General features: G+C 52.7%; 27 protein-coding genes and 1 riboswitch. Of the genes, 25 read left to right on the top strand and 2 right to left on the bottom strand.

Annotation, left to right across the window (positions count from 1 at the left end; translation table 11 throughout):
* Positions 1-6: 6 nt before the first annotated feature.
* From ACFOUO_RS01855 to ACFOUO_RS01790, 14 genes are all read left to right on the top strand, one after another.
* Positions 7-480, top strand: coding sequence for a ribonuclease H-like YkuK family protein (locus ACFOUO_RS01855; protein ID WP_380701573.1), 474 nt, complete (start codon positions 7-9; stop codon positions 478-480).
* Between the two features lie 237 nt (positions 481-717).
* Complete coding sequence (gene veg / locus ACFOUO_RS01850) at positions 718-999, top strand: biofilm formation stimulator Veg (protein WP_380701571.1); 282 nt, start codon at positions 718-720, stop codon at positions 997-999.
* Positions 1000-1152: 153 nt separating this feature from the next.
* Positions 1153-1352, top strand: a riboswitch (cobalamin riboswitch).
* A 212-nt stretch (positions 1353-1564) separates the two neighbouring features.
* Positions 1565-3817 carry a ribonucleoside-diphosphate reductase subunit alpha gene (locus tag ACFOUO_RS01845; protein WP_380701621.1) on the top strand — a complete coding sequence of 751 codons (2253 nt, stop codon included), beginning with the start codon at positions 1565-1567 and terminating at the stop codon, positions 3815-3817.
* 23 nt (positions 3818-3840) lie between these two features.
* Positions 3841-4869 carry a ribonucleotide-diphosphate reductase subunit beta gene (locus ACFOUO_RS01840; RefSeq protein ID WP_380701569.1) on the top strand — a complete coding sequence of 343 codons (1029 nt, stop codon included), beginning with the start codon at positions 3841-3843 and terminating at the stop codon, positions 4867-4869.
* A 96-nt stretch (positions 4870-4965) separates the two neighbouring features.
* On the top strand, positions 4966-5142 hold the full coding sequence (locus tag ACFOUO_RS01835) for a small, acid-soluble spore protein, alpha/beta type (RefSeq protein WP_380701567.1): 177 nt from the start codon (positions 4966-4968) through the stop codon (positions 5140-5142).
* A gap of 179 nt (positions 5143-5321) precedes the next feature.
* Positions 5322-6197: a 4-(cytidine 5'-diphospho)-2-C-methyl-D-erythritol kinase gene (gene ispE / locus ACFOUO_RS01830; RefSeq protein WP_380701565.1), complete on the top strand. Its 876-nt coding sequence runs from the start codon at positions 5322-5324 to the stop codon at positions 6195-6197.
* 58 nt (positions 6198-6255) lie between these two features.
* The gene (purR, locus tag ACFOUO_RS01825) at positions 6256-7107 is read left to right on the top strand and encodes a pur operon repressor (RefSeq protein WP_380701563.1); all 852 of its coding nucleotides are present in this window, start codon (positions 6256-6258) and stop codon (positions 7105-7107) included.
* On the top strand, positions 7085-7459 hold the full coding sequence (locus tag ACFOUO_RS01820; protein WP_380701561.1) for a RidA family protein: 375 nt from the start codon (positions 7085-7087) through the stop codon (positions 7457-7459). Before purR ends, ACFOUO_RS01820 begins: the two co-directional genes overlap by 23 nt.
* Before the next feature lie 102 nt (positions 7460-7561).
* Entirely contained in the window at positions 7562-7861 is a 300-nt protein-coding gene (gene spoVG / locus ACFOUO_RS01815; RefSeq protein ID WP_380701559.1) for a septation regulator SpoVG, read from the top strand.
* Positions 7862-8175: 314 nt separating this feature from the next.
* Entirely contained in the window at positions 8176-9561 is a 1386-nt protein-coding gene (gene glmU, locus ACFOUO_RS01810; RefSeq protein WP_380701557.1) for a bifunctional UDP-N-acetylglucosamine diphosphorylase/glucosamine-1-phosphate N-acetyltransferase GlmU, read from the top strand.
* Between the two features lie 25 nt (positions 9562-9586).
* Positions 9587-10537: a ribose-phosphate diphosphokinase gene (locus tag ACFOUO_RS01805; protein ID WP_380701555.1), complete on the top strand. Its 951-nt coding sequence runs from the start codon at positions 9587-9589 to the stop codon at positions 10535-10537.
* A 99-nt stretch (positions 10538-10636) separates the two neighbouring features.
* On the top strand, positions 10637-11293 hold the full coding sequence (locus ACFOUO_RS01800) for a 50S ribosomal protein L25/general stress protein Ctc (RefSeq protein WP_380701553.1): 657 nt from the start codon (positions 10637-10639) through the stop codon (positions 11291-11293).
* A 133-nt stretch (positions 11294-11426) separates the two neighbouring features.
* Positions 11427-11990 (top strand): aminoacyl-tRNA hydrolase, encoded by a 564-nt coding sequence (pth, locus tag ACFOUO_RS01795; RefSeq protein ID WP_380701551.1) that lies wholly within the window; start codon positions 11427-11429, stop codon positions 11988-11990.
* Between the two features lie 163 nt (positions 11991-12153).
* Positions 12154-13149: a ketoacyl-ACP synthase III gene (locus tag ACFOUO_RS01790; protein ID WP_380701549.1), complete on the top strand. Its 996-nt coding sequence runs from the start codon at positions 12154-12156 to the stop codon at positions 13147-13149.
* A gap of 3 nt (positions 13150-13152) precedes the next feature.
* Here ACFOUO_RS01790 and ACFOUO_RS01785 read toward each other — a convergent pair whose 3' ends face one another.
* Positions 13153-14127, bottom strand: coding sequence for an aromatic acid exporter family protein (locus tag ACFOUO_RS01785; RefSeq protein WP_380701547.1), 975 nt, complete (start codon positions 14125-14127; stop codon positions 13153-13155).
* 210 nt (positions 14128-14337) lie between these two features.
* On the opposite strand from ACFOUO_RS01785, the gene ACFOUO_RS01780 reads away from it, so the two are divergent.
* The 11 genes from ACFOUO_RS01780 (at position 14338) to ACFOUO_RS01730 (ending at position 25348) form a co-directional block, all read left to right on the top strand.
* The gene (locus ACFOUO_RS01780) at positions 14338-14568 is read left to right on the top strand and encodes an anti-sigma-F factor Fin (RefSeq protein WP_380701545.1); all 231 of its coding nucleotides are present in this window, start codon (positions 14338-14340) and stop codon (positions 14566-14568) included.
* Positions 14569-14757: 189 nt separating this feature from the next.
* Positions 14758-18282, top strand: coding sequence for a transcription-repair coupling factor (gene mfd / locus ACFOUO_RS01775; protein ID WP_380701543.1), 3525 nt, complete (start codon positions 14758-14760; stop codon positions 18280-18282).
* Between the two features lies 1 nt (position 18283).
* On the top strand, positions 18284-19327 hold the full coding sequence (locus tag ACFOUO_RS01770; RefSeq protein WP_380701541.1) for a peptidylprolyl isomerase: 1044 nt from the start codon (positions 18284-18286) through the stop codon (positions 19325-19327).
* 163 nt (positions 19328-19490) lie between these two features.
* Positions 19491-20033: a stage V sporulation protein T gene (spoVT, locus tag ACFOUO_RS01765; protein WP_380701539.1), complete on the top strand. Its 543-nt coding sequence runs from the start codon at positions 19491-19493 to the stop codon at positions 20031-20033.
* A 123-nt stretch (positions 20034-20156) separates the two neighbouring features.
* Positions 20157-21794 carry a putative polysaccharide biosynthesis protein gene (locus ACFOUO_RS01760; protein WP_380701537.1) on the top strand — a complete coding sequence of 546 codons (1638 nt, stop codon included), beginning with the start codon at positions 20157-20159 and terminating at the stop codon, positions 21792-21794.
* Positions 21795-21807: 13 nt separating this feature from the next.
* Positions 21808-23265, top strand: coding sequence for a bifunctional methyltransferase/pyrophosphohydrolase YabN (locus tag ACFOUO_RS01755; RefSeq protein ID WP_380701535.1), 1458 nt, complete (start codon positions 21808-21810; stop codon positions 23263-23265).
* Between the two features lie 79 nt (positions 23266-23344).
* Positions 23345-23617: an HU family DNA-binding protein gene (locus tag ACFOUO_RS01750; protein ID WP_380701533.1), complete on the top strand. Its 273-nt coding sequence runs from the start codon at positions 23345-23347 to the stop codon at positions 23615-23617.
* 2 nt (positions 23618-23619) lie between these two features.
* Complete coding sequence (locus tag ACFOUO_RS01745; protein ID WP_380701531.1) at positions 23620-23895, top strand: RNA-binding S4 domain-containing protein; 276 nt, start codon at positions 23620-23622, stop codon at positions 23893-23895.
* Between the two features lie 68 nt (positions 23896-23963).
* Positions 23964-24257: a sporulation protein YabP gene (gene yabP, locus ACFOUO_RS01740; protein ID WP_380701529.1), complete on the top strand. Its 294-nt coding sequence runs from the start codon at positions 23964-23966 to the stop codon at positions 24255-24257.
* A complete protein-coding gene (gene yabQ, locus ACFOUO_RS01735) occupies positions 24254-24841 on the top strand; it encodes a spore cortex biosynthesis protein YabQ (RefSeq protein WP_380701527.1) in 588 nt (195 codons plus the stop codon). The genes yabP and yabQ overlap by 4 nt, the downstream gene beginning before the upstream one ends.
* A gap of 132 nt (positions 24842-24973) precedes the next feature.
* Positions 24974-25348: an FtsB family cell division protein gene (locus ACFOUO_RS01730; RefSeq protein WP_380701525.1), complete on the top strand. Its 375-nt coding sequence runs from the start codon at positions 24974-24976 to the stop codon at positions 25346-25348.
* 55 nt (positions 25349-25403) lie between these two features.
* Here ACFOUO_RS01730 and ACFOUO_RS01725 read toward each other — a convergent pair whose 3' ends face one another.
* A complete protein-coding gene (locus ACFOUO_RS01725; RefSeq protein ID WP_380701523.1) occupies positions 25404-26750 on the bottom strand; it encodes a TrkH family potassium uptake protein in 1347 nt (448 codons plus the stop codon).
* Between the last annotated feature and the right edge of the window lie 86 nt (positions 26751-26836).

The raw sequence follows: 26836 nt of genomic DNA, 5'->3' as shown, positions 1-26836 counted from the left end.
ACCCCGATGCAGTTCTTCCATCCTCGTAAAGGTCGAATTAGCCTGGAACAAATGATATCGGAGATCTACGCCTACATCGAAGAGGATCGGTCCGCCGTCTACAAAATGGTGATCGGGACTGATTCTCAGACAAGCCATCGCGGTACCTTGTTTGTGACAGCCATCATTATCCACCGTGTAGGGAAAGGGGCCCTTTTTTACTACTCCAAAAAGAAGAGCCGTCCGCTTCTGGACCTTCGCTACCGGATCTACAAGGAAACGGAGTACAGTCTAAGCTGCATGGAAAAGTTGAAGGAAAAGGATTTTCTGAGCGCTTCTTGGGACCTTCCGGTAGAGATTCACCTGGATGTAGGCCGAAAAGGAGAAACCCGCAAGCTGATTCAGGAAGTGGTGGGATGGGTAACAGCCGTTGGGTATACAGCCAAGATTAAACCGGACGCCTATGCGGCCAGTGCGGTTGCGGATCGTTTTACGAAATGAAGGCTTACCAACGGTAGAAATTGGTTTGGGATTTCATTGCGGGATTTCCCGCTTTTTTTGTTTTGGGTAGTGCCCATGATTTACCCTGAAGGAAAGCAGAAGGATGTCGGGATTTAGGTATTCCTGTCATTTGGAAAAAACCCGTTGACACAGGGCTTTTCCCCTTGCTATAATTCAACTTTTGACAATAAACCCTTGCCGTGATATAATAATCATCGAGTGAGGTGGTCGAATTAAATGGGTAGGAATGCGCTATCTGAGATAAAACGGACGTTGGAAGGTTATATTGGACAGAAGATCCGGTTGAAAGCCAACAGCGGACGTCGCAAGACCATTGAGCGAAGTGGGGTTTTGGAAGAAACGTACCCCTCTGTCTTCATCGTGAAACTGGACGAGGAACAGCATTCCTTTGAGCGTGTCTCGTATAGCTACGCAGACATCCTGACGGAAACTGTGGAATTAACCGTCTGTCACGGTGAGGGACAAGTCCCTGTAAAATATGTAAAGAATCCTCAATAAGCACCGGAAGACACCCGGTGCCGTTGATTGGCTGGTCATCGAAATCCGAGCCCGAGTGGATCGGATTTTTTTATGTCCCTTTTTGCTTGCACCTTTCCAATCATTTGTGTAAAATCGGATATATAGTAATTTGTATAAATTAAAACACCATATCTTGTGTTCAAGGTTTCAGGTGCTTAGCGGCTTAAAATGGGAATCCGGTGCAAATCCGGAGCTGTCCCCGCAACTGTATGTGTGGACGAAACGAAACAGCCACTGCGCGTCGGGTCCTGTATGACAGGGCTTTCCGCGCCGGAAGGCTCGGAGTAGGACGAAACACCAGCCAGTAGACCTGCCTGAAACCATCGGTTTCTGATCTTCGGGGATTGAGAGGAGAAACGGTGCGGACATAAGGGAGGAACCAGCGGTCCGATCGGCACCGTTTTTATTTTGCGGATATCCTCCCCTCCTATGTCTTAGCCGATTTTCTCCCGCCCGCAATCGGGCGTTTTTTCATGGAGTGGAAAAGAGGGTGGAGAAAGGGGGCAGTTGCCCCCACTAAGGAAGGGTGGAAAATCGGATGACGATGATCCTGAAGGAACGGGGAGATACACGTCCGTTGGAGGAACAGAAACTGAGGGAATGGATCCAACAGTTGATGGAACGGTTTCCCCACCTGAATGCAGATTCCTATATGGATAAAACCGTACGTGAATTATTGGGGAAAGAGCGTTGTACAGAGGAACAGATGACCAACCTCCTGATCCTCAACGCCCTGGAGAACATCAGTGGGGATACTCCTGATTGGACTTATGTGGCTGCAGAAGCCTATGTACGTTCCCTGTACCGGGAGGCAGCGAGGAGCCGGGGGGGAGATCCGGCGAAGGGGTACGGTGACTTTGCCTCCATGGTTCGAACGCTCACCCAAAAAGGGATCTATTCCTCACTACTGACACAAGCTTATACAGAAGAGGAGATGTGCGAACTAGCGCTGGCCATTGAGCCGGCAAGAGATCGTCTGTTTACATATATCGGCTTACGAACGCTGGCTGATCGTTACCTGGCACGCGATCATGACGGGGCGGTGTACGAGCTTCCCCAGGAGCGCTTCCTGGTTATCGCCATGGTTCTGATGTCGAGGGAGCCCCGTAGTCAGAGAGTGATGCTGGTAAAGGAGGCATACTGGGCCCTATCCAACCTGTATATGACGGTGGCCACTCCCACTTTCGCTAATGCAGGGAAGAATTACGGTCAGTTATCTTCTTGTTTTATCGACACAGTGGAGGATTCCCTGAGGGGGATCTACGACAGTAACACGGATGTTGCCACCCTCTCCAAAGGAGGGGGCGGGCTTGGTGTCTACCTGGGTAAGATTCGCTCCCGTGGCAGCGATATCAAGGGGTTCAAAGGGATTAGTTCCGGCGTCCTGCCTTGGATGAAGCAATTGAATAATACGGCTGTCAGTGTCGATCAGCTGGGTCAGCGACAGGGTTCCATCGCTGCTTACCTGGACCTCTGGCATAAGGATATTTTCTCTTTTCTCGACGCCAAACTGAACAATGGAGATGAACGTCTGCGAACCCATGATATCTTTACAGGCGTATGCGTTCCCGATCTGTTCATGGAGAAGGTGGAAGAGAGGGAGGAGTGGCACCTATTTGACCCTCACGAAGTACGCCGGGTGATGGGCTTCTCTCTGGAGGACTTTTATGATGAAGAGCGGGGAGCCGGTTCTTTCCGTGAGAAGTACGAGGCTTGTGTGGCCCATCCCGACCTCTCCCGGAAAACGGTGTCGGCCATTGAGATCATGAAACGGATTATGATTTCTCAGCTGGAGACCGGAACTCCGTATATGTTCTATCGGGATGAGGTCAACCGGATGAATCCCAACAAGCATGCTGGTATGATTTACTCCTCCAACCTATGTTCGGAGATCATGCAAAATATGAGTCCCACCACCGTGGAAGAAGAACGAACCGAGGATGGAAAAATCGTCGTTACCAAGGTGCCCGGTGACTTTGTGGTCTGTAATCTGTCTTCCATCAATCTGGGCAGAGCTGTACCCGACGAAGTGCTGGAACGGTTGATCCCGATCCAGGTGCGGATGCTGGACAACGTGATCGACCTGAATACGATTGAGGTTCTTCAAGCGAAGTTGACCAATGAAAAATACCGGGCGATCGGTCTGGGTACATTCGGCTGGCACCATCTACTCGCTCTCCAAGGGATCATCTGGGAGTCGGAGGAAGCCGTGGATTATGCCGATACCCTCTACGAAAAAATTGCCTTCTTGACCATCCGCGCCTCAGTGGAACTTGCAGAGGAAAAAGGGGCATATCCAGCGTTTTCCGGTAGTGAGTGGGAGACCGGGGCCTACTTTGAGCGGCGAGGATATACCGGTGAAAAGTGGGAAGCCCTGAGAGAAGCAATCCGGGATGAAGGGATTCGGAACGGCTGGCTGATGGCAGTCGCCCCTAATGGTAGTACCTCGGTGATCGCCGGTAGCACCGCGTCGATTGATCCTGTCTTCCAGAAGGAGTACAGCGAAGAGAAGAAGAATTATCGCATCCCGGTTACGGCGCCGGATTTGTCACCGAAGACGACCTGGTTTTATAAGTCGGCCTATGAAATCGATCCGCGCTGGAGCCTACGCCAAAACGCCGCTCGTCAACGACATATCGACCAGTCTCAATCCTTTAACTTGTATGTGAAGCACGATATCAAGGCAAAGGACCTCCTGGATATCCATCTGACGGCCTGGAGGCTGGGGCTGAAAACGACGTATTATACCCGGTCGACCTCTTCCGAGATCGTTGACTGCGAAAGTTGCTCCAGCTAAGCAGGAAGAAAGGGGTGAAAACGATGCAACAACGCAAGCTCTATGACGTCACGGCTCCCAATGCCAGCACGGGGATTATCAACGGTCGGTCCTCCAATGTGCTCAACTGGGATGACTGCCGATTCCCCTGGGCTTACCCGATGTACAAAAACATGTTGGCCAATTTCTGGACTCCCTTCGAAATCAACATGGCGGAAGATATCAAGCAATGGCCCCGGTTGTCGGAGGAAGAGCGGTATACGTTCAAACGGATCATCGGACTTCTGGCCTTCCTGGATTCCATACAGACCGATTACTCTGCCAAGGTGGCGGACTATCTGACCGATTCGAGCCTGTCTGCTCTAATGTCCGTCCTTTCATTCCAGGAAGTGGTCCATAACCAGTCCTATTCCTATGTCCTGTCCTCCCTTGTGCCCAAAGGGGAACAGGATGAGATCTTTGAGTATTGGAAGCATGATGTGGTCCTTCGGGAGCGAAACGACTTTATCGCACAGGGGTATGAGGCTTTCACGAAAAATCCCACCCCCCAGACATTCCTGGAGTCGATTGTCTACGATATCATCCTGGAAGGGCTCAACTTTTACTCCGGGTTTGCGTTTTTCTACAACCTGGCTCGCAATCAAAAGATGGTTGCCTCTTCGACGATGATCAACTACATTAACCGGGATGAACAGCTCCACGTCCGTCTGTTTACCCAAATTTTTAAGGAGCTGTTGACGGAGAACCCTGAACTGGATAATGAGGCCAACCGTCGTTTTGTCTCAGAGACCTTCCGACAGGCCGCAGCGTTGGAGACAAGATGGGGTGAAACCATCATCGGTGATCGCTTCGACGGGATCAGCATGGATGATCTTCGTTCATATATTCGCTTTATAACCAACAAACGGGTGCGGGAGATGGGCATGGAGCCTCCTTTCGAGGGGTACCGGAAAAACCCGATGCGCTGGATTGTCGCCTATGAGGACGTCAACAAAGGCAAACAGGATTTCTTCGAAGGAAAATCTCGCCAATACACCAAAGTCTCCGTGGATAATGGCTTTGATGAATTGTAAAGAACTCTTGTCATAGAGGAAGGGATTGGGTGCGGAATCCTTTCGTCTTTTGCCCATACTAATGGATGCCCGCGGTTTGTAAGGGAGGAATGGCTTTTGGCGCGACGGGGGATCATGTCGGATGCCTTGAAGGTCGAGTTAGCCAAAGAACTGGGTTTTTATGACGTGGTTCAACGCGAAGGCTGGGGTGGAATCAAGGCACGGGATGCCGGTAATATGGTGAAACGGGCGATCCAGCTGGCAGAAGAGCGCATGGCCGACCAAGACCGATAACCAAACATCGAACCGCGGGTCTGCGGCCGGGGAGTCCTTCCCCGGCCGTCTTTGTTTCAGCTTTTACGGGGGTTGGCCACGTGTTACAATAAGAAAGCCAACCGAAGCATGGTATGGAATCTTTTTTATTCATGAAAGAAAAGAGTGACCGGCGAGGTGGCAGACAGGGGGGCAACAGCTTGGATATCTCTGTAAAAGCGCCAGCCAAGATTAATCTGACGCTGGATGTCTTACATAAACGACCGGATGGGTACCATGATCTGGAGATGGTTATGACCACCGTCGACCTGGCCGACCGCATCGACCTAACCGAGACCTCAGGGGGCATTCGACTGGAAAGTACCTCCGGGTTTGTTCCCTTTGATGATCGGAACTTGGCTTATCGTGCCGCTGCTCTTATTAAAGAACGGTTTGGAATCCAGAAGGGAGTCCATATCCTCATTCACAAACATGTTCCAGTGGCCGCGGGGCTGGCCGGGGGAAGTTCCGATGCCGCCGCCACACTGCGCGGGTTGAATACGATGTGGGATCTGGGTCTTTCGCCGGAAGAACTAGGGGATCTGGGCCTTGCCCTCGGTTCTGATGTTCCTTTTTGTGTACGGGGAGGGACTGCCATCGCCAGGGGACGGGGGGAGAAGTTGACACCCCTCTCACCTCCGCCACCTTGCTGGGTGGTATTGGCGAAGCCTCCCCATGGGGTCTCGACCGCAGAGGTGTTTCAGGCGCTGGATATGAGAAAGATCGCCGAGAGGCCGAACTTGGAGGGGATGCTGAAAGCCATAGACCAGGGGGATTTTCCTTCTGTCTGCTCCCACCTCTCCAACGTCCTGGAAGGGGTGACGATGCCCGCTTACCCCAAGGTCCGCTTCCTCAAGGAACGGATGGTGTCTTTCGGTGCGGACGGCGTCCTGATGTCCGGCAGTGGCCCCACGGTTTTTGGCCTGGTTAAGAAGGAATCGGTTGTTCGGCGGGTGGTCAACGGATTGCGCGGTTTTTGCCGCCAGGTGTATGCCGTTCGGATGTTGGGGGGTCTGGAAGGATCCCCGCTTGAATAAAGCCGAACAATGTGATATATTTCCTTCCAAACCATTCGGATTTTCGGAGGGCTTTACCATGCAAAAATGGAAACGGAGTGCCCGGTTGGTGGATATGACCCAGCAACTCCTCGGGAAACCCCATCAGCTCATTCCTCTCAATGCCTTCGCGGAACGGTACCAAGCGGCCAAATCCTCCATCAGTGAGGACTTGGCGATCATCCATGAAGTATTTCGAGAAGAAGGGTCCGGTCTTTTGGAGACTGTTTCGGGAGCCGCAGGCGGGGTCCGATACATTCCGATGGCATCTCGAGAGGGAGCGGAAGAGCTGGCACGGGATTTGTGTCGGGAGTTGGAGAATCCTGATCGGATTCTGCCAGGCGGATACCTCTATCTGTCGGATTTATTGGGCAATACCCGCCTGGTGCGGGAGATCGGACGCGTTTGGGCTTCCGTTTTCCATAACAGGCGTCCCGATGCGGTGGTAACCGTAGAAACGAAAGGAATCCCTCTTGCTTACTCAACGGCATCTTTCCTCGGGGTTCCGGTGGCGATCATCCGCCAGGACAGCCGAATTACGGAGGGCTCCGTGGTCACTATCAACACCGTATCCGGTTCCAGCAAGCGGCTGGGTAGCCTTTCTCTTTCCCGCCGAAGTCTTTCCGAAGGAAGTCGGGTATTGGTGGTGGACGACTTTATGAAAGCCGGGGGGACAGTTCAAGGGATTGTGGAATTGATGCGGGAATTCCATGCCGAAGTGATCGGGGTCGGCATTATGGCCGAGACCCAGGTCAACGAGCGGCTGGTGGAGGATTATGCCTCCTTAGCTACACTGACGGATGTGGATGTAAAGAGTCGTACGATTGTAGTTGAACCCGGAAGCTTATTCCGACAGGGAGGTTTTCTTTATGGAACGGATTCAGACGGATAAGGCACCACAGGCGATCGGACCTTACTCCCAGGCGATCCGGACGGGAAACATCATTTATACTTCCGGCCAGATCCCCCTTACACCGGCGGGGGAGCTCGTCGAAGGAGGCATCGATGCCCAAACACACCGGGTCATGGAGAATATAAAGGCGGTACTTGAAGAAGGGGGCGCCGATCTTTCCCGTGTCGTGAAGACGACGATCTATCTGGCTGACATGGGAGATTTTCAGAGGGTGAATGATATTTACGGTTCCTACTTTAGCGAACACCGGCCCGCTCGATCCTGTGTAGAGGTTTCACGACTGCCCAAGAATGTGCGCGTCGAGATCGAAGCGATCGCTCTTGTCGAATAGTTCATGAAAAAATCCTTTTTGATGGGAAGATCTTGAAGGAAAATTACTGCCCATAGAGAATATGTCCAATACATCATCTCTGGAAATGGGTGGTGAGTGAGGTTGGAAATAACGGATGTTCGACTTCGTCGTGTCAGCCGTGAAGGCCGGATGAGGGCGATCGCCTCCATCACGTTCGACGGAGAGTTCGTCGTACACGATATTCGGGTGATCGACGGCAATAATGGCATGTTCGTTGCCATGCCCAGCAAGCGCCGACCCGACGGGGAGTTTCGCGATATCGCGCACCCCATCTCCCCGGATTCCAGGGAGAAGATCGAGTCGGCAGTGTTGGAGGAGTATCGTCGTGTCGGCAGTGAAGCAGAGGAACTGAGTTCCCCATTGGGAGAGAATGCTGTCTAAGGGTTTTTCATCAGACAGCTCCCATTCTCTTTGCTTCCCTCCGGTGAGCTCTGCTCTCTTCGGTATCGGGAGTGAGAAGCGGATGGCTGGATCGGACGGAAATCGGTGCTCCATCGCTCGAATTTGTCATTACACACAAGAGGTCCCGCTCCGCCGGGGCCTTTTGTGATGAGACCGATCCTGGAGGGCCTCCTGTTCCTTAATATGGATTTGTTGGCAATCCCTTAAAAGGGCGTCATTCTTGCATTACCTAGGGGTTTGGGATATAGTCGGTTGTGGAGTTTTGACTTGCGAATGCGGGGTGCTTTTCTTTCATGAAAAACCTGTTTGCTGTCGTCTTGGCTGCTGGTAAAGGGACGCGCATGAAGTCTTCCAGGCATAAGGTATTGCATCCGGTCTGCGGCAAACCGATGATTGACCATATCGTGGACAACCTTCAGCAATTAGGGGTCCATGAAACCGTGGTTATTGTCGGTCATGATGCCGAATCGATCCGGGACCACCTGGGGGATCGCGTCCGGTTCGCTCTCCAGGATAAACAACTGGGTACCGCTCATGCTGTTATGCAGGCGGAACCGATCCTGGCAGGGCATGATGGGGTGACCCTGGTCCTCAACGGTGATCACCCCTTGTTTACCCAGGAAACACTTCAGCGTATAACGGATAACCATATGGAGTCCGGAGCGGCAGCCACCATCTTGACAGCCGTTCTCCCGGACCCGACTGGGTACGGTAGGGTTATCCGCCGTCCCGACAGGAGCGTTGACCGGGTCGTTGAGCACAAGGACGCGACGGTTGAAGAACGGGAAGTGGCGGAGGTGAACACCGGCACTTTCTGTTTTGACAACCGGAAACTGTGGCAAGCTCTTACCCGGGTCGATAATAACAACGCCCAGGGGGAATATTATCTGCCCGACCTAATCTCCATTCTGCAACAGGACGGGGAGACGATCCGTGCGGAAACGGTGGATGATGCCGCTGAAGCCCAGGGGATCAACAACCGTGTCCAGCTCGCCCAGGCCGAAAAGGAAATGCGCCGCCGCATTGTGAAAAACCACATGATGAACGGGGTAACGGTGGTAGACCCCGATAACACCTACATCGATGCTGGGGTGACTATTGGCCCCGACACCGTTATCCAGCCGGGGACCTACCTTCGGGGCAACACTCAGATCGGTTCCGATTGCACCCTCGGTCCCTGTACGGATTTGACGGACGTGGTTGTCGCTGACGGTACAGAAATTCGTTATTCGGTATTAGTTGGCAGTGATCTGAAGGAGGGAGCTGCCATCGGTCCGTTCTCCTACATCCGGCCTGGAAGCCGTCTGGAGGAGGACTCTAAGGTAGGGGCTTTTGCCGAAGTAAAGAATACCCGCCTCGGTGCCGGAAGTAAAATTCCCCATCTGAGTTATGTTGGGGATGCCGATATCGGGGAGCAAGTCAATTTTAGTTGTGGAGCGATTACCGTGAACTACGACGGGAAGCGGAAGCATCGGACCGTGGTCGAAGATGGTGCCTTTGTCGGATGCAACGCCAATCTGGTTGCTCCTGTCACAGTAGGTAAAGGCTCCTATGTAGCTGCCGGTTCCACCGTAACCGACGATGTACCCGAAGAGGCCCTCGCTATCGCCCGCGAGCGGCAAACCAACAAAGCGGAATACGCCCGAAAGCTGAAACAAAAACGTGAAGGGCGAGAATAATGCCTTCTGGAGGGTTGGGGGAAAGATGTCGACAGTGAGACAGACGCGCTTGCATGTATTCAGCTGCAATTCCAATCCGGTATTGGCCAGGCAGATCGCCGATCATATCGGTGTACCCCTCGGCGATGCCGTGGTGGGGAAATTCAGTGATGGGGAAATCCATGTCCGCCTCGACGAGAGCGTCCGCGGTTCTGATGTATATGTGATCCAATCCACCTGCAACCCGGTCAATCAACACCTGATGGAACTGTTGGTGATGGTGGATGCATTGAAACGGGCTTCTGCCCGTACGATCAATGTAGTGATCCCCTATTACGGGTATGCTCGTCAGGACCGGAAGACTCGAGCCCGGGACCCGATCACCTCCAAGCTGGTGGCCAATCTGATCGAGACAGCCGGAGCAGACCGAATCATCACCATGGATCTGCACGCGACCCAGATCCAGGGCTTTTTCGACATTCCCGTCGATCACCTGCTGGGTGTTCCGATTCTGGGAGAGTATTTCCAGCAGAAAGCCTTGGATGACGTCGTGGTGGTTTCCCCTGACCATGGCGGTGTGATCCGTGCGCGGAAATTGGCGGAACGGCTGGGTTCCCCCATCGCTATCATCGATAAAAGGCGCCCCGAGCCCAATGTGGCCGAGGTGATGAACATTGTCGGGGATGTACGGGGTAAACGGGCGATTATCATCGACGATATCATCGATACCGCCGGTACGATCTCCCTGGCAGCCAACGCTCTCCTGGACTATGGGGCTAAGGAAGTTTACGCCTGTTGTACCCACCCGGTTTTTTCCGGTCCGGCTGTCGAACGGATCCGGGATGCCCGTATCAAAGAGATGGTGATCACCAACACCATTCCCCTCTCTGAAGAGAAGCAGCTGGATAAAATACGTGTCCTCTCTGTCGCTCCTCTGATCGGGGAAGCGATTATTCGGGTTCACGAAGAGCTCTCCGTCAGCAAGCTGTTTGACTGATTGAACCGGTCCAAGGAGGTTTAACTTTGTGTGGGAAGGGGAAAGATCCCTACTATGTGAGAGGGAACTTCTTTTTCACACAAGGAGGAAATCGTTCCGATGGCTTATAAATTATCGGTCAAACGTCGTAAAAACCGTCCTCGTTCTGTCCTGACCCATCTTCGCCGGGAAGGGCGCGTTCCGGGGATCGTCTATGGTAAAGGAATGGAGAACCTAGCGATTCATATGGAAATGAGTGAAATCATCCGATTGCTGCAACAGGGAGGAACCTCCGCCGTGGTCAATCTCGATCTCGAGGGGAAATCCCATGACGTCATGATTTGCGAACTGCAGCAGGACCGGATCAAGGATCGAATTCTCCATGTGGATTTCAAGGTTATCAATATGAACGAGCCCATCGATACGGAGGTTGCTGTGGAACTGCAGGGTGAACCTGCAGGTGTAAAAGAAGGCGGTATTCTGCAGCAGCAAACCCGAACGGTGGAGATCCGTTGCCTTCCGAAGAAGATTCCGGATCAGCTGACCGTTGATATCAGCGGTCTGAACGTGGGGGATTCCGTAAACATCAGCGACTTGGATTTCCCTGAAGGGGTTGAGTTGCTTTCCGAACCGGAAGAAGTGATCGCTTCTGTCCTCCCTCCACAAATGGAACAAGAGCGAGAAGCGGAGGAACTGGATGAAACCGCCGCTGAAGCGGACAAGGCCCAGCAGGAACCGGAATTGGTGGATGCGGAGGAGAAGAAGGACGAGGAGTAAAACGATCTCCCTCGCTGTAAAAAGACGATAAGGGCCTGGATAAGCTAGGTTCTTTTTAGGAAGGGTGCAACTCCAGTTGCACCCTTCCCTTCGTTCGAAGCATAATCAAAAGAAAAGGGTTGGGAGGTATGAAATGAAGGTCATTGTCGGTTTGGGGAATCCCGGGATGAAGTATGCGCTGACCCGGCACAACATCGGCTTTTGGGTGGTAGACCGGCTAAGTGAACAATGGGGAATCCCCTGTGAAAAGGATAAATGGAAGGCGATGGTCGGAGAAGGTCGAGCAAGAGGGGAGAAGGTGGTGCTTTTGAAGCCGGAAACCTATATGAACCTCTCTGGAGAGTCCGTCCGCCCTGCTCTTGATTGGCTCAAATGCAGCATCAAAGACCTGGTGGTCATTTACGATGATCTGGACTTGCCTGTGGGCCGAATTCGCCTTCGTCTCAAAGGAGGCTCCGGAGGCCACAATGGGATGAAGTCGCTGATCGGTCATCTGGGGACCCAGGAGTTCAAGCGGATCAAGATCGGCATCGGACGCCCCTCTGTGCCGATGCCGGTTCCGGATTACGTTTTGTCCCGGTTTAGTCAAGAAGAAGAAGTGCCCATTGCTGAAGCAGTGGAGAACGCCGCCGCCGCTATCGAAGGATGGCTGGACATGTCCTTTTCCGAAGTGATGAACCGTTACAATCAAAAATAACCGGCCTTTGAGCCGTTTTAAAAACCCGTCACTCTATCCTTGGAGTGCCGGGCTTTTAAAAAACACGAAAAAGCTTTGACTGTAGAGGGATTGGGATGTATGATTGAGATCAGGTACTAAAACTAGGTACTAATCCTAACTTTTCGTTTTAGGAGGGCTCGTTATGGCTCTACATCCAATCTCCCGTTCACAAGTGACAGCGATCGGCTCTTATGTCCCGGAACGCGTATTGGACAACCATGATCTGGAGCAAATGGTTGACACCCAGGAAGAATGGATTGTGAAGCGTACCGGCATTCATGAGCGGAGAATGGCGAAAACGGAGCAGCATACCAGTGATCTCTGTATAGAAGCAGTAGAAGATATGGTGAAGCGACATCCCGGCTTGGAACTTCAGGACATCGACATGATTCTGGTCGCAACAAGTACGCCTGATTTCCCTTTTCCAAGCGTTGCTTGTATGCTACAAGATCGGTTTTCCATCGATCGGTGTGGAGCATTGGATGTGAGTGCGGCTTGTGCAGGGTTTGTTTATGCACTCAACCTTGCAGATGCTTTAGTGACCGCAGGGCAATGCCGGAAAGTGTTGGTGGTCGGTGGGGAAACGTTGTCCAAGGTGACGGATTACACGGACCGGACCACCTGCATTCTCTTTGGAGATGGGGCGGGGGCGGCATTGGTGGAACGAGAGGAAAGGACTCCCGGGTTTATTCACAGTACATCCGGAACCGATGGTAGTGCCGGTATTCATGTCTATCGGACGGGTTTGTCGGATCACCTGAATGGAGTAAAACTAAAGGATAATGGAAAGATTGTCCAAGATGGACGGGCGGTCTTCCGACTTGCCGTTCGGACCCTTTCTGAAGAGATTCCCCGCTTTCTCAGTGAGGCTGGCCGGTCGGTGGAGGAGATCGACTGGTTTGTCCCCCATAGCGCAAATCTCCGCATTATCGACTCTGTTTGCGAGAAAATCGGACTGCCAACGGAACGGATATGGTTCAGTGGTGAACGATATGGAAATACTTCCGCAGCAAGCATCCCCCTCGCCCTTTGCCAGGGAATCGATACCGGAAAAATCCGGGAAGGGGATATGGTTCTGTTATCCGGTTTTGGTTCGGGCTTCACCCACGCCCATACGTTGCTTCGCTGGGGATTTTAAGCGTTATTTGCGATGTGGGGGAGTCGGGTCCTTCATGCGGGGGGCGAACTCTTTTTTGACGAGCAGGTACTCTTCAAGCTCTTGAACGAATTGCAATAGGGCTGCCCGGGTTTCAAATTCCTGCCGGCTCTTCGGCAGGGGGGATTCTTTGAATTTCTGCCGCATTTCGTTCAGTTCGTCGAGAAAGAGACGGGCGGTGTTACCGGGATGAACGGCTTCGGCTAATCCGTCTAGGAAATCAGCGATGGTGTCCCCCTGAATGCCGGTACGGTCCAGGCGGGAGAGGATCCCCATCACCCTTTCGATATTGGTGAACTGTTTTTTTCGCATCTGGAAATAGCGGAAATAGAAGTCTTCATCAAAGAGCATCCGGTTTTCTACATGGGTCAGGGATAACCGGCGGGCTTCCTCCAGCAATCGGGAGGTCTCTGCGATTTCCTTGCCGTCCCATTCCAGGCGGCCCTCCCGCAGAAAACGAGCGAGCTCATGAAAGATCGCTTTTAAGTTGGCTTCAATGTTTTCCTGATACCGAGCTAAATCCTTTTCCTGATTGGGCATGTACAGGTTCATCAGGAGGGCGTAGCCGATTCCGATAGCGATGATCGCTAATTCATTGACGATGATCGCCACGCTGATCCCTTGGAGCGTGTATAGATGGAGGAAGATGACTGAGGAAGTAACGATTCCTTCTTGTGCTTTGAGGGAGACGAGGGCGGGGATTAGGAGAAGAATGACGAGTCCCACCGTCCACGGGTGATATCCGAGAGCTTCGAATAGGATCACACCGAACACGAGTCCGATCAAACAGGCTAAAAAACGCTCCCAGGCACTTGCCAGCGAGCGTTTTTTGGTTCTCTTGATGCATAGGATGGTTAAGATCCCCGCCGAGGCATAAAAATGCAGACCAAGAACCTGGGCGGTTCCGATCGCCAAAGCTGCCCCGACCGAGGTTTTCAGCGTTCGGTATCCAATCTTCATGGGGGTGCTCCTCCTCTTTGTATAAGACCGAGCAAGGTACTGTACTTGAAGTGTTCCTCATCGCAACCCGGTCATCCCGATTTTTCGCTATTTCTATCATAACAGGGCGGGCAAATCGGTAGAGATTGACCGATTTGTTAAATCCATTGAATGAGCCTTCCCCTTCCCGGAGATACTGAAACAGAATATCATCGGGGCAGGTGGCATAACATGGCTATAACCTATACATGCCGATATTGCAATACCCGGATCGGTCGGATCGACGATGACCGTGTAACGGAAATGCAACTGGGGTTCCATTGGTTGACCCCCGAAGAACGCCGGGATATAATAACGTATGATGCAGAAGGTCATGCATCCGTTCGGGTTGTCTGTGAAACGTGTCAGGAGATGTTGGATCAAAACCCGGAACTGTCCCTGCTTTCCCACCCTCTGCAGTGAGTGAGGGAACTCGTTCCGGCTGGTATGTGACCGGAATTCGGGAGGACTGTGATGCCCGTGAGATGGAAAAGCAGAAAGCTTCGCCGGGGATCATCGAGCAGATACAGCCTTGGCTGTCCCCAGCTAAGGCTTCTTTTGTGTTGAATATCGTTTGACTCAATATACCCGTGGAAGGGAGGATGGTTGGATTTGGAACCGTTAATCCAGCTGTTCCGCCGTGATAAGGATTTCCAGTCTACCGCGGAAGCGCTCGACCGGGGGTTAAAAGAGCAGTTGGTTGTCGGGCTGACGGGAACGGCACGGATGCTTTACCTGGCTGCTTTGCACAAAGAGTTACGGCGGCCGATCTTGCTGGTGACCCACAACTTGAACCAAGCCCAGAAAGCGGTTGAAGATCTATACGAGCTGCTGCCTCGGGATCAAGTGTTGCTCTATCCGGCCAATGAATTGGTAGCCACTGAGATCGCCCTCGACGGATCCGAAACGCTAGGGGAACGAATCCATGTACTCTCCCGCCTCGCTAAGGGGTTTGCGGGGGTTTTTGTCGTACCTTACGCCGGTCTGCGAAAGCTTCTGCCACCAAAGCGAATGATCGCGAATAGTCACCGAAAGCTAATGGTCGGTCATGAACAGCCGATTGACCCTTTGGTTACTCATTTAGTCGAAGTAGGTTATGAGCGTGTGGATATGGTGGAGAAACCCGGGGAATTCAGCCTTCGCGGCGGAATCCTCGACCTCTTCCCGGTGACTCACACGGATCCAGTCCGGATTGAATGGTTCGATGACGAAGTCGATTCGATCCGCCCTTTTTCCGTTGCGGATCAGCGTTCCCAAGCCAAGCTGGATGAGGTAGAGATTCCACCGGCGAGGGAAATCTTTGCCACTCCTGCTGAGCTATACCGGGCGGGAGATGAAGTGGAGACCCTCCTTGCTGAACGTCTGACAAAGGTGAAAGATCCGGAAACGAAGAAGAAGCTGATGGAGAAGATTACCTGGGAAGTGGAACAACTGAAGTCCGGCCAGGTTTTTACGGGGATCTATAAATATATGAGCCGGATTTATCCGGACTATGAGAGTCTGGCCGACTACATGCCAAAGGATACGTGCTGGGTGCTGGACGAGCCTGCCCGGATTCAGGAGTCTGCCAAGCAGATGGAACGAGAAGAAGGGGAATTTCAGACAGCGCTTCTGCAGCAAGGCGAATACCTTCCGCAGTTGAAGCTTTCCCGAACCTATGAAGAGTTCGTAGGGGAATATGATAACCCCCGCATTTACTTGTCCCTGTTTATGCGGCAAGCAAGCGGAACCCAGCCCCAAAACATTGTCCAGTTCATCTGCCGCGGGATGCAGCAGTTCCATGGGCAGATGCATGTGCTGAAAACGGAGTGGGACCGTTGGGTGAAATCCCAATATCGGGTCCTATTTACCGCATCCACCAAGGAACGGGCTGAGAGATTGGAACGGGTGCTGTCCGACTACGGGATGGAGGTTTCACCAGGGGATCCCGGCTCCCTCTCTCCAGGGCGACCGGTCATCCATGTGGGAGCACTGGCAGGCGGTTTTGAACTGGGTGCTTCCAAGCTAGCCCTGATAACCGAAGCGGAGGTCTTTACACAGAAACAGCGGAGGACCCGTCGCCCCGGTAAGATGGACCATGCGGAGAAAATTAAGGACTATCAGGAACTGAAAGTGGGCGATTATGTCGTCCATGTCAATCACGGGATCGGTCGTTACGCCGGGATTGAGACCCTCAAGGTCGGGGGGATGCACAAAGATTACATGCTGGTCCAATATGCCGGCAACGACAAGTTGTATGTGCCGATCGACCAAATTGACCAGGTGCAAAAATATCTTGGGAGCGAAGAAAAGTCCCCCAAGGTATACAACCTGGGCGGGAGCGAATGGAGCAAGGTAAAAAACAAGGTGCGATCCTCGGTGCAGGACATCGCGTCCGACCTGATCCAACTTTACGCCCAGCGGCAGGAGGCAAAAGGGTACGGATTTTCCCGGGACAACGCCTTTCAAAGAGAATTTGACGCTCTCTTCCCGTATGAAGAAACAGGAGATCAGCTTCGCTCCATCGAAGAAATTAAGAAGGATATGGAAGAAGCGCGCCCGATGGACCGGCTCCTGTGCGGGGATGTAGGTTATGGGAAAACGGAAGTGGCCATCCGGGCCGCTTTCAAGGCGACGATGGACGGAAAGCAGGTGGCTGTTCTCGTGCCGACGACGATTCTGGCCCAGCAGCACTACGAGACATTTCGGGAGCGTTTTGCCGACTTCCCGGTAGAAATCCGGGTACTGTCCCGTTTTCGCACTCGTAAAGAACAGCGTGAAGCGATCAAGGGTCTAAAGGATGGGACCGTTGATATTATCATTGGCACGCACCGTCTCCTGTCAAAGGATGTCTTGTACAAGGATCTGGGCCTTCTGATTGTCGATGAGGAGCAGCGCTTCGGTGTGAAGCACAAAGAGCGGGTCAAACAATTGAAAAATAATATCGATGTCCTCACCCTGACGGCGACACCGATCCCGCGGACCCTTCATATGTCCATGATGGGGGTGCGGGACCTTTCGGTCATTGAAACCCCGCCGGAAAACCGTTTCCCTGTTCAGACGTATGTTCTCGAATATTCCGCTGCCCTAGTGCGGGAGGCTATCGAACGGGAATTGGCGCGTGGTGGACAGATCTATTTCCTTTACAACCAGGTACACAATATCGACCAGATGGCAGATTCCATCCGTATGCTCGTCCCAGACGCACGGATTGCCGTTGCCCACGGGCAAATGGCAGAAACGGAATTGGAACGGGTGATGCTCGACTTTTTGGATGGAGAGTATGACGTCCTTGTAAGTACCACGATCATCGAGACGGGCGTTGACATCCCCAATGTCAATACCCTGATCATCTACGATGCTGACAAGATGGGTCTTTCCCAACTGTACCAGCTTCGGGGACGTGTTGGCCGTTCCAATCGGATTGCCTATGCCTACTTCACCTACCAGCGGGATAAAGTTCTCTCCGAGACAGCAGAGAAGCGGTTGCAAGCGATTAAGGAGTTCACTGAACTCGGTTCCGGTTTCAAAATTGCTATGAGGGACCTTGCGATCCGCGGTGCGGGTAATCTCCTCGGTGCGGAGCAGCACGGCCACATCGCCAGTGTCGGTTTCGAGCTTTACACGCAGATGCTGAAAGAATCGATTGCGGAGCAGCAAGGGAATAAGGTAGAAGAGGAACAAGCGGAACCGGAGATTGAACTGGATACCGATGCTTACCTGCCCTCGGAATATATCGGGGATGAGAAACAGAAGATCGAGATCTATAAAAAGATCCGAGCGGTTCGAACCTTGGAAGAGGCACGGGACCTGGAGGAAGAAATTGAAGATCGATTCGGGGATCTTCCCCGGTCAGTCCGGAATTTGCTCTGTGTCGCCCGCCTCCGGGTATACGCCATCCGCTATCATATTGAAGAGATCAAACAACAGGGAATGGAAATTTATGTAAAATTGCATCCAGATCAAAACGCCGTTGTCGACGGACAGCGTCTCTTCCGCGTTGCCCAGGAGTTCCCGGGCCGGGTACGCCTTTCCTCGGGAGAGCGTATCGGGGTCGTCTTCCGATTGAAAGGTCTACCCGAAGGAGCAGGACTAGAAATGGTGGAACATTTTCTGATACAATATGAAGCGGTTCCCAAAACGAAAGGAGCTATTTAAAATGCGACCCATTAATAGGCGCCTCCTGACGGCATTGAGTGCTTTGCTGGCCGTCTCCGTGTTAGTGGCCGGGTGCGGATCCGGCGGGGATAAAAAGGATAATGCTGATAAACAGGCGAAAGAGGCGGCAGGACAAGCCAAGCCGCTTCCGACTGACAGCAAGAAAGTGGTAGCGGAGTACAAGGGTGGCAAAGTGACTGAAGGGGAACTCAACCTGTACCTGAATATCTTCAGCTTTTTCCAGCCCCAGATGGCTGCCATGGTGAACAACCCAGAAGCTAAGAAAGAGATCGTCAAGCAGTATGTGGCAGAGAAGATGATCGCTGGCAGGGTAAAAGACAACGAGAAATATACCAAGGAAGCGAACAAAGCGCTGAAGGACTTTGAAAAGCAACTGGAGCAAATGCCGGCTCAGGGGAAAGATAAGAAAAAGCAAGACATGGATTCCGTCCTGAAGGAAAACGGCATTACCAAAACCCAGTTAAAGGAATTCTTAGAGAACAATAACAAAGTCAGCAATTACTTTGAAGATAAAGTCAAAGAATCGGATCTGAAGAAGGAATATGAGAAGTCCGATGCTTATTATAGCATCAAACTCAATCACATCCTGATTGCATTCGAACCCCAGGGTAAGGATGGCAAGCCTGATAAGAAGAATAAGCGTTCCGATAAAGAAGCTAAAAAACGGGCTGAAGAAGTAAAGAAAAAGCTGGATGAAGGCGGCAAATTTAAGGATCTCTCCAAGAAGTACTCCGATGATCCCGGATCCAAGAATAAAGGGGGAGAGATTCAAGACAGCCCTCAAAACTGGGTTCCTCAATTTGCCAAGGCAGCCAAAGAGCTCCCGCTAAACAAAATAAGCGATCCGGTGAAAACGGAATATGGTTACCACGTGATGAAGGTAACCGACAGGGGTAAACAGCCTTATAAGAAGGTGAAGGACCAGATCAAGGGACAAAAGGTCCAGGAAAAGTACCAGAACTTCATCAAAAATGAAGTGAAGATCAAGAAACTGAACATCCCTGGGGATAAGAAGAAAAAATGACCTACGGGCAGAGCGCCAAGCTCTGTTCTTTTTTTATGTCTCCATTGACCAGTTGAATAATATTTTGCCAACGGATGAACACTATGGGCGTATCCATCGACAGACATGAATATCGGCCTGATCCGATTCGAACACCCATCCAGAAAGAGAGGCATCAAGACCCATGAAAGCAACCGGCATCGTTCGTCGCATTGACGATCTCGGACGGGTCGTTATTCCCAAGGAGATTCGCCGAACGCTCCGCATCCGGGAAGGGGACCCTCTAGAGATATTCGTTGATCGCGATGGTGAAGTGATTCTGAAGAAGTACTCCCCGATAGGGGAATTGGGGGACTTTGCCAAGGAATACGCTGAATCCCTCTATGAAAGCCTGCAGCACATCACATTAATTTGTGACCGGGATACCGTGATCGCCGTCTCCGGGGCATCCAAAAAGGAATACTTGGACAAACCTATTGGGGGGATCGTAGAAACCTGTATGGATCAGCGAAGACCCCTGCAGGAAACCTCTCCCGCACGGGCGGAGATTATCCGTGATATGCCGGAGCCTTACGAATCTTACATTATTGTACCCATCAACGCCGGTGGCGACCCCATCGGAGCGGTGATCCTCCTCTCCAAGAAGGAAGGGACCAAGATGGGGGACGTCGAGATGAAGATTGCAAGCACAGCAGCTGCTTTCCTTGGAAAACAAATGGAACAGTAGAATTCCGCCCGGTCCGGGGCATTCAGCAGGCGATGCGCCTGCTTTTTCTCATGGGGACATACAATCCCTGGGCGGTAGGGTGTATACTGGAGTGGGCCTGCCGGGACAGGAAAGGAGGGTCCCATGACATCGGAGAAACAATCCTTGCTGAAAGGGGCCGCGATCCTGGGTGTGGCTGCCTTTATCACGAAACTCCTGGGTGCCGTTTATAAGATTCCTTATCAAAATATTACTGGAAACGAAGGGCTCTTTGTCTATCAGCAGGTGTACCCCCTCTACAGTACCCTGTTGACCATCGCGACGGCGGGGGTGCCTATAGCAATCTCGAAACTGGTTTCCGAGCGGCTTGCCGAGGGGGATGAGCCGGGAGCTCGGCAGGTGTTTCGCCTTTCATCCGGGATTCTGAGCGTCTCGGGTTTTCTTTTCTTTATCGTGTTGTACCTTGGGGCGCCGTGGATTGCAGATTGGATGGGAAGTGCAAAGCTCTTGACTTTGCCGATCCGTTCGGTCTCTTTTGCCTTGTTGCTCGTTCCCTTTATGTCGGTGATTCGGGGATTTTTTCAAGGGTATCAGAATATGACACCAACCGCCGTTTCTCAGGTTGTAGAGCAAGGAGTACGGGTGGCAACGATCCTTTTTCTCGCTTGGTGGTTCATGGAGAGGGGTTCTGGAGTCGTCTGGGCGGGTGCCGGGGCGGTTTTTGGAGCCTTTACCGGGGCGGCGGCCGGATTGGCTGTCCTTCTTTTTTACTGGAACCAGAACCGACGACAGGGTCGTCTGCAGGCGGCTCAGGCAAAAAATTCAGGAGGCCCCGCTAACCCGGAGCCGGGATGGAAGCTCATACGCACCTTGCTCCACCTATCTATTCCTATCTGTTTGGGGGCATTGGTGCTTCCCCTGTTTGCCTTGGCGGATTCCTTTACCGTGGCCAACCTGTTGGCGGTGAGCGGCTGGAAGGCGGAGGCGGCAGTGGAGGCGAAGGGTGTGTATGATCGGGGGCAGCCTTTAATCCAGTTTGCTTCTTTCTTTGCCACGGCGCTCTCGCTGTCGATCGTCCCGGCGGTAGCCTCCTCCCGGGCCCGAAGGGACGAAGGAGAAGTGATGGAGCGTTCGGCATTAGCGCTCCGCCTTACCCTGCTCTTTGGGATTCCTGCTTCCCTGGGACTGGCCGTGGTAGCGGAACCAACGAATATCATGCTGTTCCAGGACAATGCAGGGACAAGAGCCTTAATGATTCTCTCCTTCACGACCCTCTTCTCCACTCTTGCGATCACCTCCTCGGGAATTCTGCAAGGGCTCGGCGATGTGATGATACCGGCGCGCAACTTGTTGATTGGCGTCGGGGTGAAGCTGGCACTCAACTGGCTATTGATACCGGGTATGGACATTCGAGGAGCCGCTTTGGCCACGGTTGCCGGGTATGCAGTGGCTGCCATCCTCAACCTGGTCGCTTTGAAGGGTAGGGTTCATACCCTGTTCCGTTTTCGTCGGAAGCTACCACCCCTGATTGCAGCCACTTTCGCCATGGGAGTAGCAGCCTGGGGGACGGCGGCGGGGATGGGAGCAGCTATTTCCGGCCTCTTTAGCCTTCGGGGGGAGATGACGGGGGCGGCTCTCGGGGGTGTCACGGTCGGCGCTCTGGTCTATGCCCTCGCTCTGTTTCGTTTCGGCGGATTAACGCGGGAGGAGTTGGAGCGGATCCCTAAGGCGGGGCACAAGCTAGTCCGGCTCCTAACCCGTTTTCGTTTGTTGAAATCCTGAAGGAGGGAATACCATGGGGAAGATTATGGTCGTTGGCTTAGGTTCTGGGGATGAGGAAAGCCTCTCTCTCGGCACCTTCCGTCGATTGAAGGAGGCGGAACACCTGTGGTTGCGAACGGGGGAACACCCAGTAGTGCCTTGGCTGCGTGGGGAAGGAGTCCGTTTTACAACTTTTGATCCCGTCTATGAAAAACATCCCGATTTCGCGGGTGTTTACCGGGAGATTACCGATACGTTATTGGAGGAGGCCGGCAGGGGACGGGAGGTTACCTATGCTGTCCCCGGTCATCCCATGGTAGCGGAGACCACGGTTCAGTTGTTGCTGGCTGAAGCGGGAGACCATGGGATCGTTCTAGATATCCAAGGGGGAGGCAGCTTCCTGGATACCGCTTTTGCCCGGCTGGCCATTGATCCGAACGACGGGTTCCTGCTTCTGGACGGAACGGTCCTTGATGGGGATCAATTGGATCCCCGTTGTCATCTTCTTATCTCTCAGGTTTACGATCGGATGACCGCCTCTGAGGTAAAGCTCTCTCTCATGGAGATTTACCCGGATGAAACCCTCGTCACCGTAGCAACGGCCCTGGGAGTGGCCGGAGAGGAGTCGATTACCCAGGTCCCTCTCTGTGAACTGGATCGGGAAGACCGATTTACCAATCTTACTTCCGTCTATCTCCCTCCTGTTTCTTCTGAGGCTGTATTGCACCGTCGCCTGGACACCCTGACCGGGATCGTAGCCCGCCTTCGGGCCCCAGACGGCTGCCCTTGGGACCGTCAGCAGACACACGAGAGCTTGCGCTCATATCTGTTGGAAGAAGCTTATGAATTCCTGGAGGCCGTTTCCCAAGAGGACCCCGATGCGATGGCCGACGAGTTGGGCGATGTGCTGTTGCAGGTGCTTCTTCACGCCCAGATCGGGAGGGAAGAGGGGTCCTTTGATCTTGGGGATGTGATCCAGAATCTCGCTGATAAGCTGATCCGGCGCCACCCCCATGTTTTCGGGGATGCGAAGCTGGAAAATGCGACTGAGGTCAAGCAAAAATGGGACGAGATCAAACAGTGGGAACGATCCGAGGAAATAGGGAAGGCCCCCTCCTTGTTGGCAGGGGTTCCCTCGGAATTTCCTGCCCTTCTCCGAGCCTATAAGCTCCAGAAAAAAGCGGCCAAGGCGGGTTTTGACTGGGAGGATGCAACGGGTGCCAAGGAGAAGTTACTGGAAGAAGTGGAGGAACTGTTTCATGCGGAGGAAGCAACCCAGGAAGCGGAAATGGGAGACTTGCTCTTCTCCGCTGTCAACCTGAGCCGGAAATTTGGGGTCGATCCGGAACAGGCCTTACTCACTTCCTGTCGGAAATTTACCCGACGCTTCCATCATGTTGAGGAACGGGCACGCTGGTTTGGCAAGGCCGTCGGGGAATTCCCGTTGGATACGTTGGACTCCTGGTGGAATGAGGCGAAAGAAAAGGAATAATTGATCCGGTAAAGCAGGAATTTGAAGGGGCGGACGGAAAGTATATATCCCACACCTCAAAGAAGGAGGCTTTTTCTGTATGAACAAACAAGAGTTGATCGATCGGATTTCGAAAAAAAGCGGGATGACCAAAAAAGATGTGGAAGCCGTACTCAACGGTTTCGTGGATGAAGTGACTGGTGCCCTCGGTTCTGGTGAACGAGTACAGCTGATCGGCTTTGGTACCTTTGAAACCCGTAAGCGGTCCAGCCGCAGCGGTCGCAATCCCCAGACCGGCCAGACGATCACGATTCCTGAATCCAATGTGCCCGCTTTTAAAGCAGGTTCGAAACTGAAAGAAGCCGTTAAGTAACCATGCGGTTGGATAAGTTCCTAAAAGTTTCCCGGCTGGTGAAACGACGCACCCTGGCAAAAGAAGTCTGTGATCAGGGCCGGGTAGAAGTAAACGGCAAGACTGCTAAAGCCGGCACTGAAGTGGAAGTGGGGGACACCCTTACCGTCCGTTATGGGAACCAAACGGTGAAAGTGCGGGTGGATTCCCTCAAAGAGACCACCAAAAAAGCGGAAGCCGGCGAACTTTACACGCTTCTTGAACAATCGGCTCCACATAGAGACGGAACTGGGAGTTGAGACCAGTCCCCGCCGGGTTCTAAAACCTGTCCTTGGTCATAACATGTACCGAAAGGGGGTACATGCCCATGATGGAGGAAGTGGTTACGGCGGGGGCTTCTCACGAAGTGGTGATGGTCGGTCGCAATTCCCTTGACGTCTCAGGGGTTATCGGGGTGGAGAGCTTCGACAGCGAAGAATTTCTTCTTCAGACGGAATGCGGGTACTTAGGGATCCGGGGGAACAACCTCCACATTAAAAGCCTGGATCTCGAAGCGGGGCGTGTCGCGATCCAGGGAGAGTTCTACGAAATGAGCTATCTGGATGACGGCGCTCCTCGCGGAGAGAAGGCAAAAAGCCTCTTGGGCAGGTTATTCCGGTGACACTCTCTACCCAGTGGATGACGCTGGGAATGATGCTGGGTTCCGGTTGGCTTATGGGCATGTTGCTGGATACCTACCGGATAATGGCCCGTCGTTTTCGCCTGAGAGGCTGGGTGATTTCCCTCGTCGACCTTTTGTATTGGACGGCGGCAGCCGGTATCGTGTTCGGACTTTTGATGTGGAGCAACTGGGGGGAACTCCGGTTTACCGTCTTCGTCGCCGTAGTGATGGGCTGGCTCGCCTATCATGCCTGGTTTAGCCCTGCTGTGACACGGGTAATCCAATGGGGCCTGCGGCTGGTGGAATATACGATTCACCTGTCTCTCCGGGTTTTATACCTGACCTTATGGGTCCCGCTGGCTACTCTGTGGTCGCTGATTCTCCGGCTACTCCTGCTGGTGACGGCTCTATTTCGGGGAATCCTGCGTATCCTGTTACGGCTCCTTGCCCCGGTTGGCCGCCTGTTCGCCCCATTTGGAAGGAGAATCCGTGATTGGGCCGAACCGGTTTGGCGCCCGGCGTTGAAGGGAATTCACATCCTGATCCGTCTATTCAAGCGCCGGGACAACAATGGAGACGAGTAGGGCTCCCATTTGTGGGTGACTCCCGAAACCGTCTCCCCTCGAGATCATTCGGTTGGCACCTAGAACTGTCTCGGTTTTTTAGATGAACAGGGAGCTACCGTTTGGATTTTGCTTGGATAAAGGATGATAGGAATGGTGAACAAAGGAAGCCCAGCCAATGTCGTCTCTATACGATCGTCCCGATCTTCCCAACCGGGTCAAGACAAAAAGCCACCCCGTGCCCTGCATCCAGGGGTTCGCCGCCGCCGGTGGATCTGGTTGCTCCTGATGCTAACCTTCTTCATATGGAGCGGGGTAGAACTCTGGGGCCAATCCCAGCGTATCGAGGCACGGGAAGCCGCACTGGCAGTGAAGCAGAAACAATTGGTCCAGCTAAAGAAGCGGCAGGCCGCCCTGAAAAAGGAGATTCAACTCCTTCAGGATGAGGCATATTTGGACGAGTTGGCACGAAAGATGGGTTACAGGAAGCTGAATGAAGAAGTGTACGACTTACCTGATCAGCCCTGAAAACAAAGAAGCCGTCTCCCTGGATGGGAAGACGGCTTCTTTGTTTGTTAAACATTTATCCGATGATGACCCGTTCCCGTGGATAGCGGTATACATCAGGTGAGGTAGGGTTGCGCATCAGGAACAATAAGGAGAGGATGCCGATTCGACCGACAAACATCAAAGTGAGAATGGTCCATTTCCCCGGTTGGGTCAAATCCGGTGTAATTCCCAGCGATAGACCGGTGGTTCCAAAGGCAGAGCAGACTTCGAACAATACTTGGTTAAAGGGGGCTCCCGGTTGTTCCACAGCCAAGAGAATGGTGGAGAGGGAGACCAGCATAACGGCAGTGACAAATACAATAGCGGCTTTCTTTACATCCGTATCCAGAAACTCCCTGCGGAAAAGGCGGACATGGTTTTGCCCCCGAGCATAACTGATGACCGTTAGAATGACAACGGCCAGGGTTGTGGTCCGTATCCCTCCACCTACACTGGATGGACTCGCACCAGTGAACATTAAAAAGCAGATCACTAGCTGGGAAGGCAAAGAGTATTCGTTGAGGTCCATGGTCGCCAGGCCTCCATTGCGAGTGGTCACCGAGTTGAACAAAGTATAGAAAAACGTTTGATGCCATGACATGCCTGCGTGAAAGCGGTCGGATTCTAGCAGCCAAAGAGTGATGACCCCAAAAGCCAGCAGGAGAAAATAGGTCGTGACGGTCACCTTGGTGAAGAGAGAGAAACGAAAACGGCGTCGATCAGAGGCGAACAGCCATTCTTTCGCTTCTACTAAGACCGGAAATCCGATTCCACCAGCAATCAGCAATAGAATGGTAACGGACTGGACAAAGTAGTCCCCGGAAAAGCGGAAGAGAGAATTCCCAAAGATATCGAAACCCGCGTTGGTAAAGGCGGAGACAGAAGAAAAAACACCGAAGAGTAGGGCATCCGCTGTACTGTAGCCGTATACCCAATAATAGTATAGACCCAATACCAGCGCCCCGACTGCTTCGATCAACAGGGACAGAAACAGAATGTTTTTCATCAGGCGTACGAGTCCGGACAGATCGGTCTGATTCTGATCCACCATAATCATCTGCCGGCGTTGAATGCCAATGCGTTGGCCTGTGGCCAACCAGAGAAAGGTACCCAGTGTCATAAAACCGATGCCGCCGAAGTGAAGGATGACAAGGAGAAAAGTGATACCGACAGGACTGAAGGTTTCGGCGGTGTTGACGACAGTGAGTCCTGTCACACTGACCGCACTGCTTGCCGTGAATAGGGCATCTAGGAAATGAAGTTGGACACCCGGACGGTGGGCGATCGGCAAGGACAGCAGGATGGTGGAGATCAGAATCGCTGTAAAATAGAGAATCACGATTAATTGTACAGGTGTCAACCTCTTCAGTTTACCATTCATAGGGCAAAGGCTCCTTCATGGAATCCATCTCATTGTATTATAGTTGAAGCTCAATGAAAAACGGGAAAGGAATCGGCAGGCACGTG

Source organism: Salinithrix halophila (assembly GCF_042650125.1).
In the GTDB taxonomy this organism is placed as follows: domain Bacteria; phylum Bacillota; class Bacilli; order Thermoactinomycetales; family DSM-45169; genus Salinithrix; species Salinithrix halophila.
Note: the sequence above shows the minus strand (reverse complement) of the source record. Positions and strands in the feature narration are given on the sequence as shown.

Excerpts from the sequence above, each read along its gene's own strand:
- ACFOUO_RS01855 (WP_380701573.1), top strand. The coding sequence starts at position 7 with ATGCAGTTCTTCCATCCTCGTAAAGGTCGAATTAGCCTGGAACAAATG.
- veg (WP_380701571.1), top strand. The coding sequence starts at position 718 with ATGGGTAGGAATGCGCTATCTGAGATAAAACGGACGTTGGAAGGTTAT.
- ACFOUO_RS01845 (WP_380701621.1), top strand. The coding sequence starts at position 1,565 with ATGATCCTGAAGGAACGGGGAGATACACGTCCGTTGGAGGAACAGAAA.
- ACFOUO_RS01840 (WP_380701569.1), top strand. The coding sequence starts at position 3,841 with ATGCAACAACGCAAGCTCTATGACGTCACGGCTCCCAATGCCAGCACG.
- purR (WP_380701563.1), top strand. The coding sequence starts at position 6,256 with ATGCAAAAATGGAAACGGAGTGCCCGGTTGGTGGATATGACCCAGCAA.
- ACFOUO_RS01820 (WP_380701561.1), top strand. The coding sequence starts at position 7,085 with ATGGAACGGATTCAGACGGATAAGGCACCACAGGCGATCGGACCTTAC.
- glmU (WP_380701557.1), top strand. The coding sequence starts at position 8,176 with ATGAAAAACCTGTTTGCTGTCGTCTTGGCTGCTGGTAAAGGGACGCGC.
- ACFOUO_RS01805 (WP_380701555.1), top strand. The coding sequence starts at position 9,587 with ATGTCGACAGTGAGACAGACGCGCTTGCATGTATTCAGCTGCAATTCC.
- ACFOUO_RS01800 (WP_380701553.1), top strand. The coding sequence starts at position 10,637 with ATGGCTTATAAATTATCGGTCAAACGTCGTAAAAACCGTCCTCGTTCT.
- pth (WP_380701551.1), top strand. The coding sequence starts at position 11,427 with ATGAAGGTCATTGTCGGTTTGGGGAATCCCGGGATGAAGTATGCGCTG.
- ACFOUO_RS01790 (WP_380701549.1), top strand. The coding sequence starts at position 12,154 with ATGGCTCTACATCCAATCTCCCGTTCACAAGTGACAGCGATCGGCTCT.
- ACFOUO_RS01785 (WP_380701547.1), bottom strand. The coding sequence starts at position 14,127 with ATGAAGATTGGATACCGAACGCTGAAAACCTCGGTCGGGGCAGCTTTG.
- ACFOUO_RS01780 (WP_380701545.1), top strand. The coding sequence starts at position 14,338 with ATGGCTATAACCTATACATGCCGATATTGCAATACCCGGATCGGTCGG.
- ACFOUO_RS01770 (WP_380701541.1), top strand. The coding sequence starts at position 18,284 with ATGCGACCCATTAATAGGCGCCTCCTGACGGCATTGAGTGCTTTGCTG.
- spoVT (WP_380701539.1), top strand. The coding sequence starts at position 19,491 with ATGAAAGCAACCGGCATCGTTCGTCGCATTGACGATCTCGGACGGGTC.
- ACFOUO_RS01760 (WP_380701537.1), top strand. The coding sequence starts at position 20,157 with ATGACATCGGAGAAACAATCCTTGCTGAAAGGGGCCGCGATCCTGGGT.
- ACFOUO_RS01755 (WP_380701535.1), top strand. The coding sequence starts at position 21,808 with ATGGGGAAGATTATGGTCGTTGGCTTAGGTTCTGGGGATGAGGAAAGC.
- ACFOUO_RS01750 (WP_380701533.1), top strand. The coding sequence starts at position 23,345 with ATGAACAAACAAGAGTTGATCGATCGGATTTCGAAAAAAAGCGGGATG.
- ACFOUO_RS01745 (WP_380701531.1), top strand. The coding sequence starts at position 23,620 with ATGCGGTTGGATAAGTTCCTAAAAGTTTCCCGGCTGGTGAAACGACGC.
- yabP (WP_380701529.1), top strand. The coding sequence starts at position 23,964 with ATGATGGAGGAAGTGGTTACGGCGGGGGCTTCTCACGAAGTGGTGATG.
- ACFOUO_RS01730 (WP_380701525.1), top strand. The coding sequence starts at position 24,974 with ATGGTGAACAAAGGAAGCCCAGCCAATGTCGTCTCTATACGATCGTCC.
- ACFOUO_RS01725 (WP_380701523.1), bottom strand. The coding sequence starts at position 26,750 with ATGAATGGTAAACTGAAGAGGTTGACACCTGTACAATTAATCGTGATT.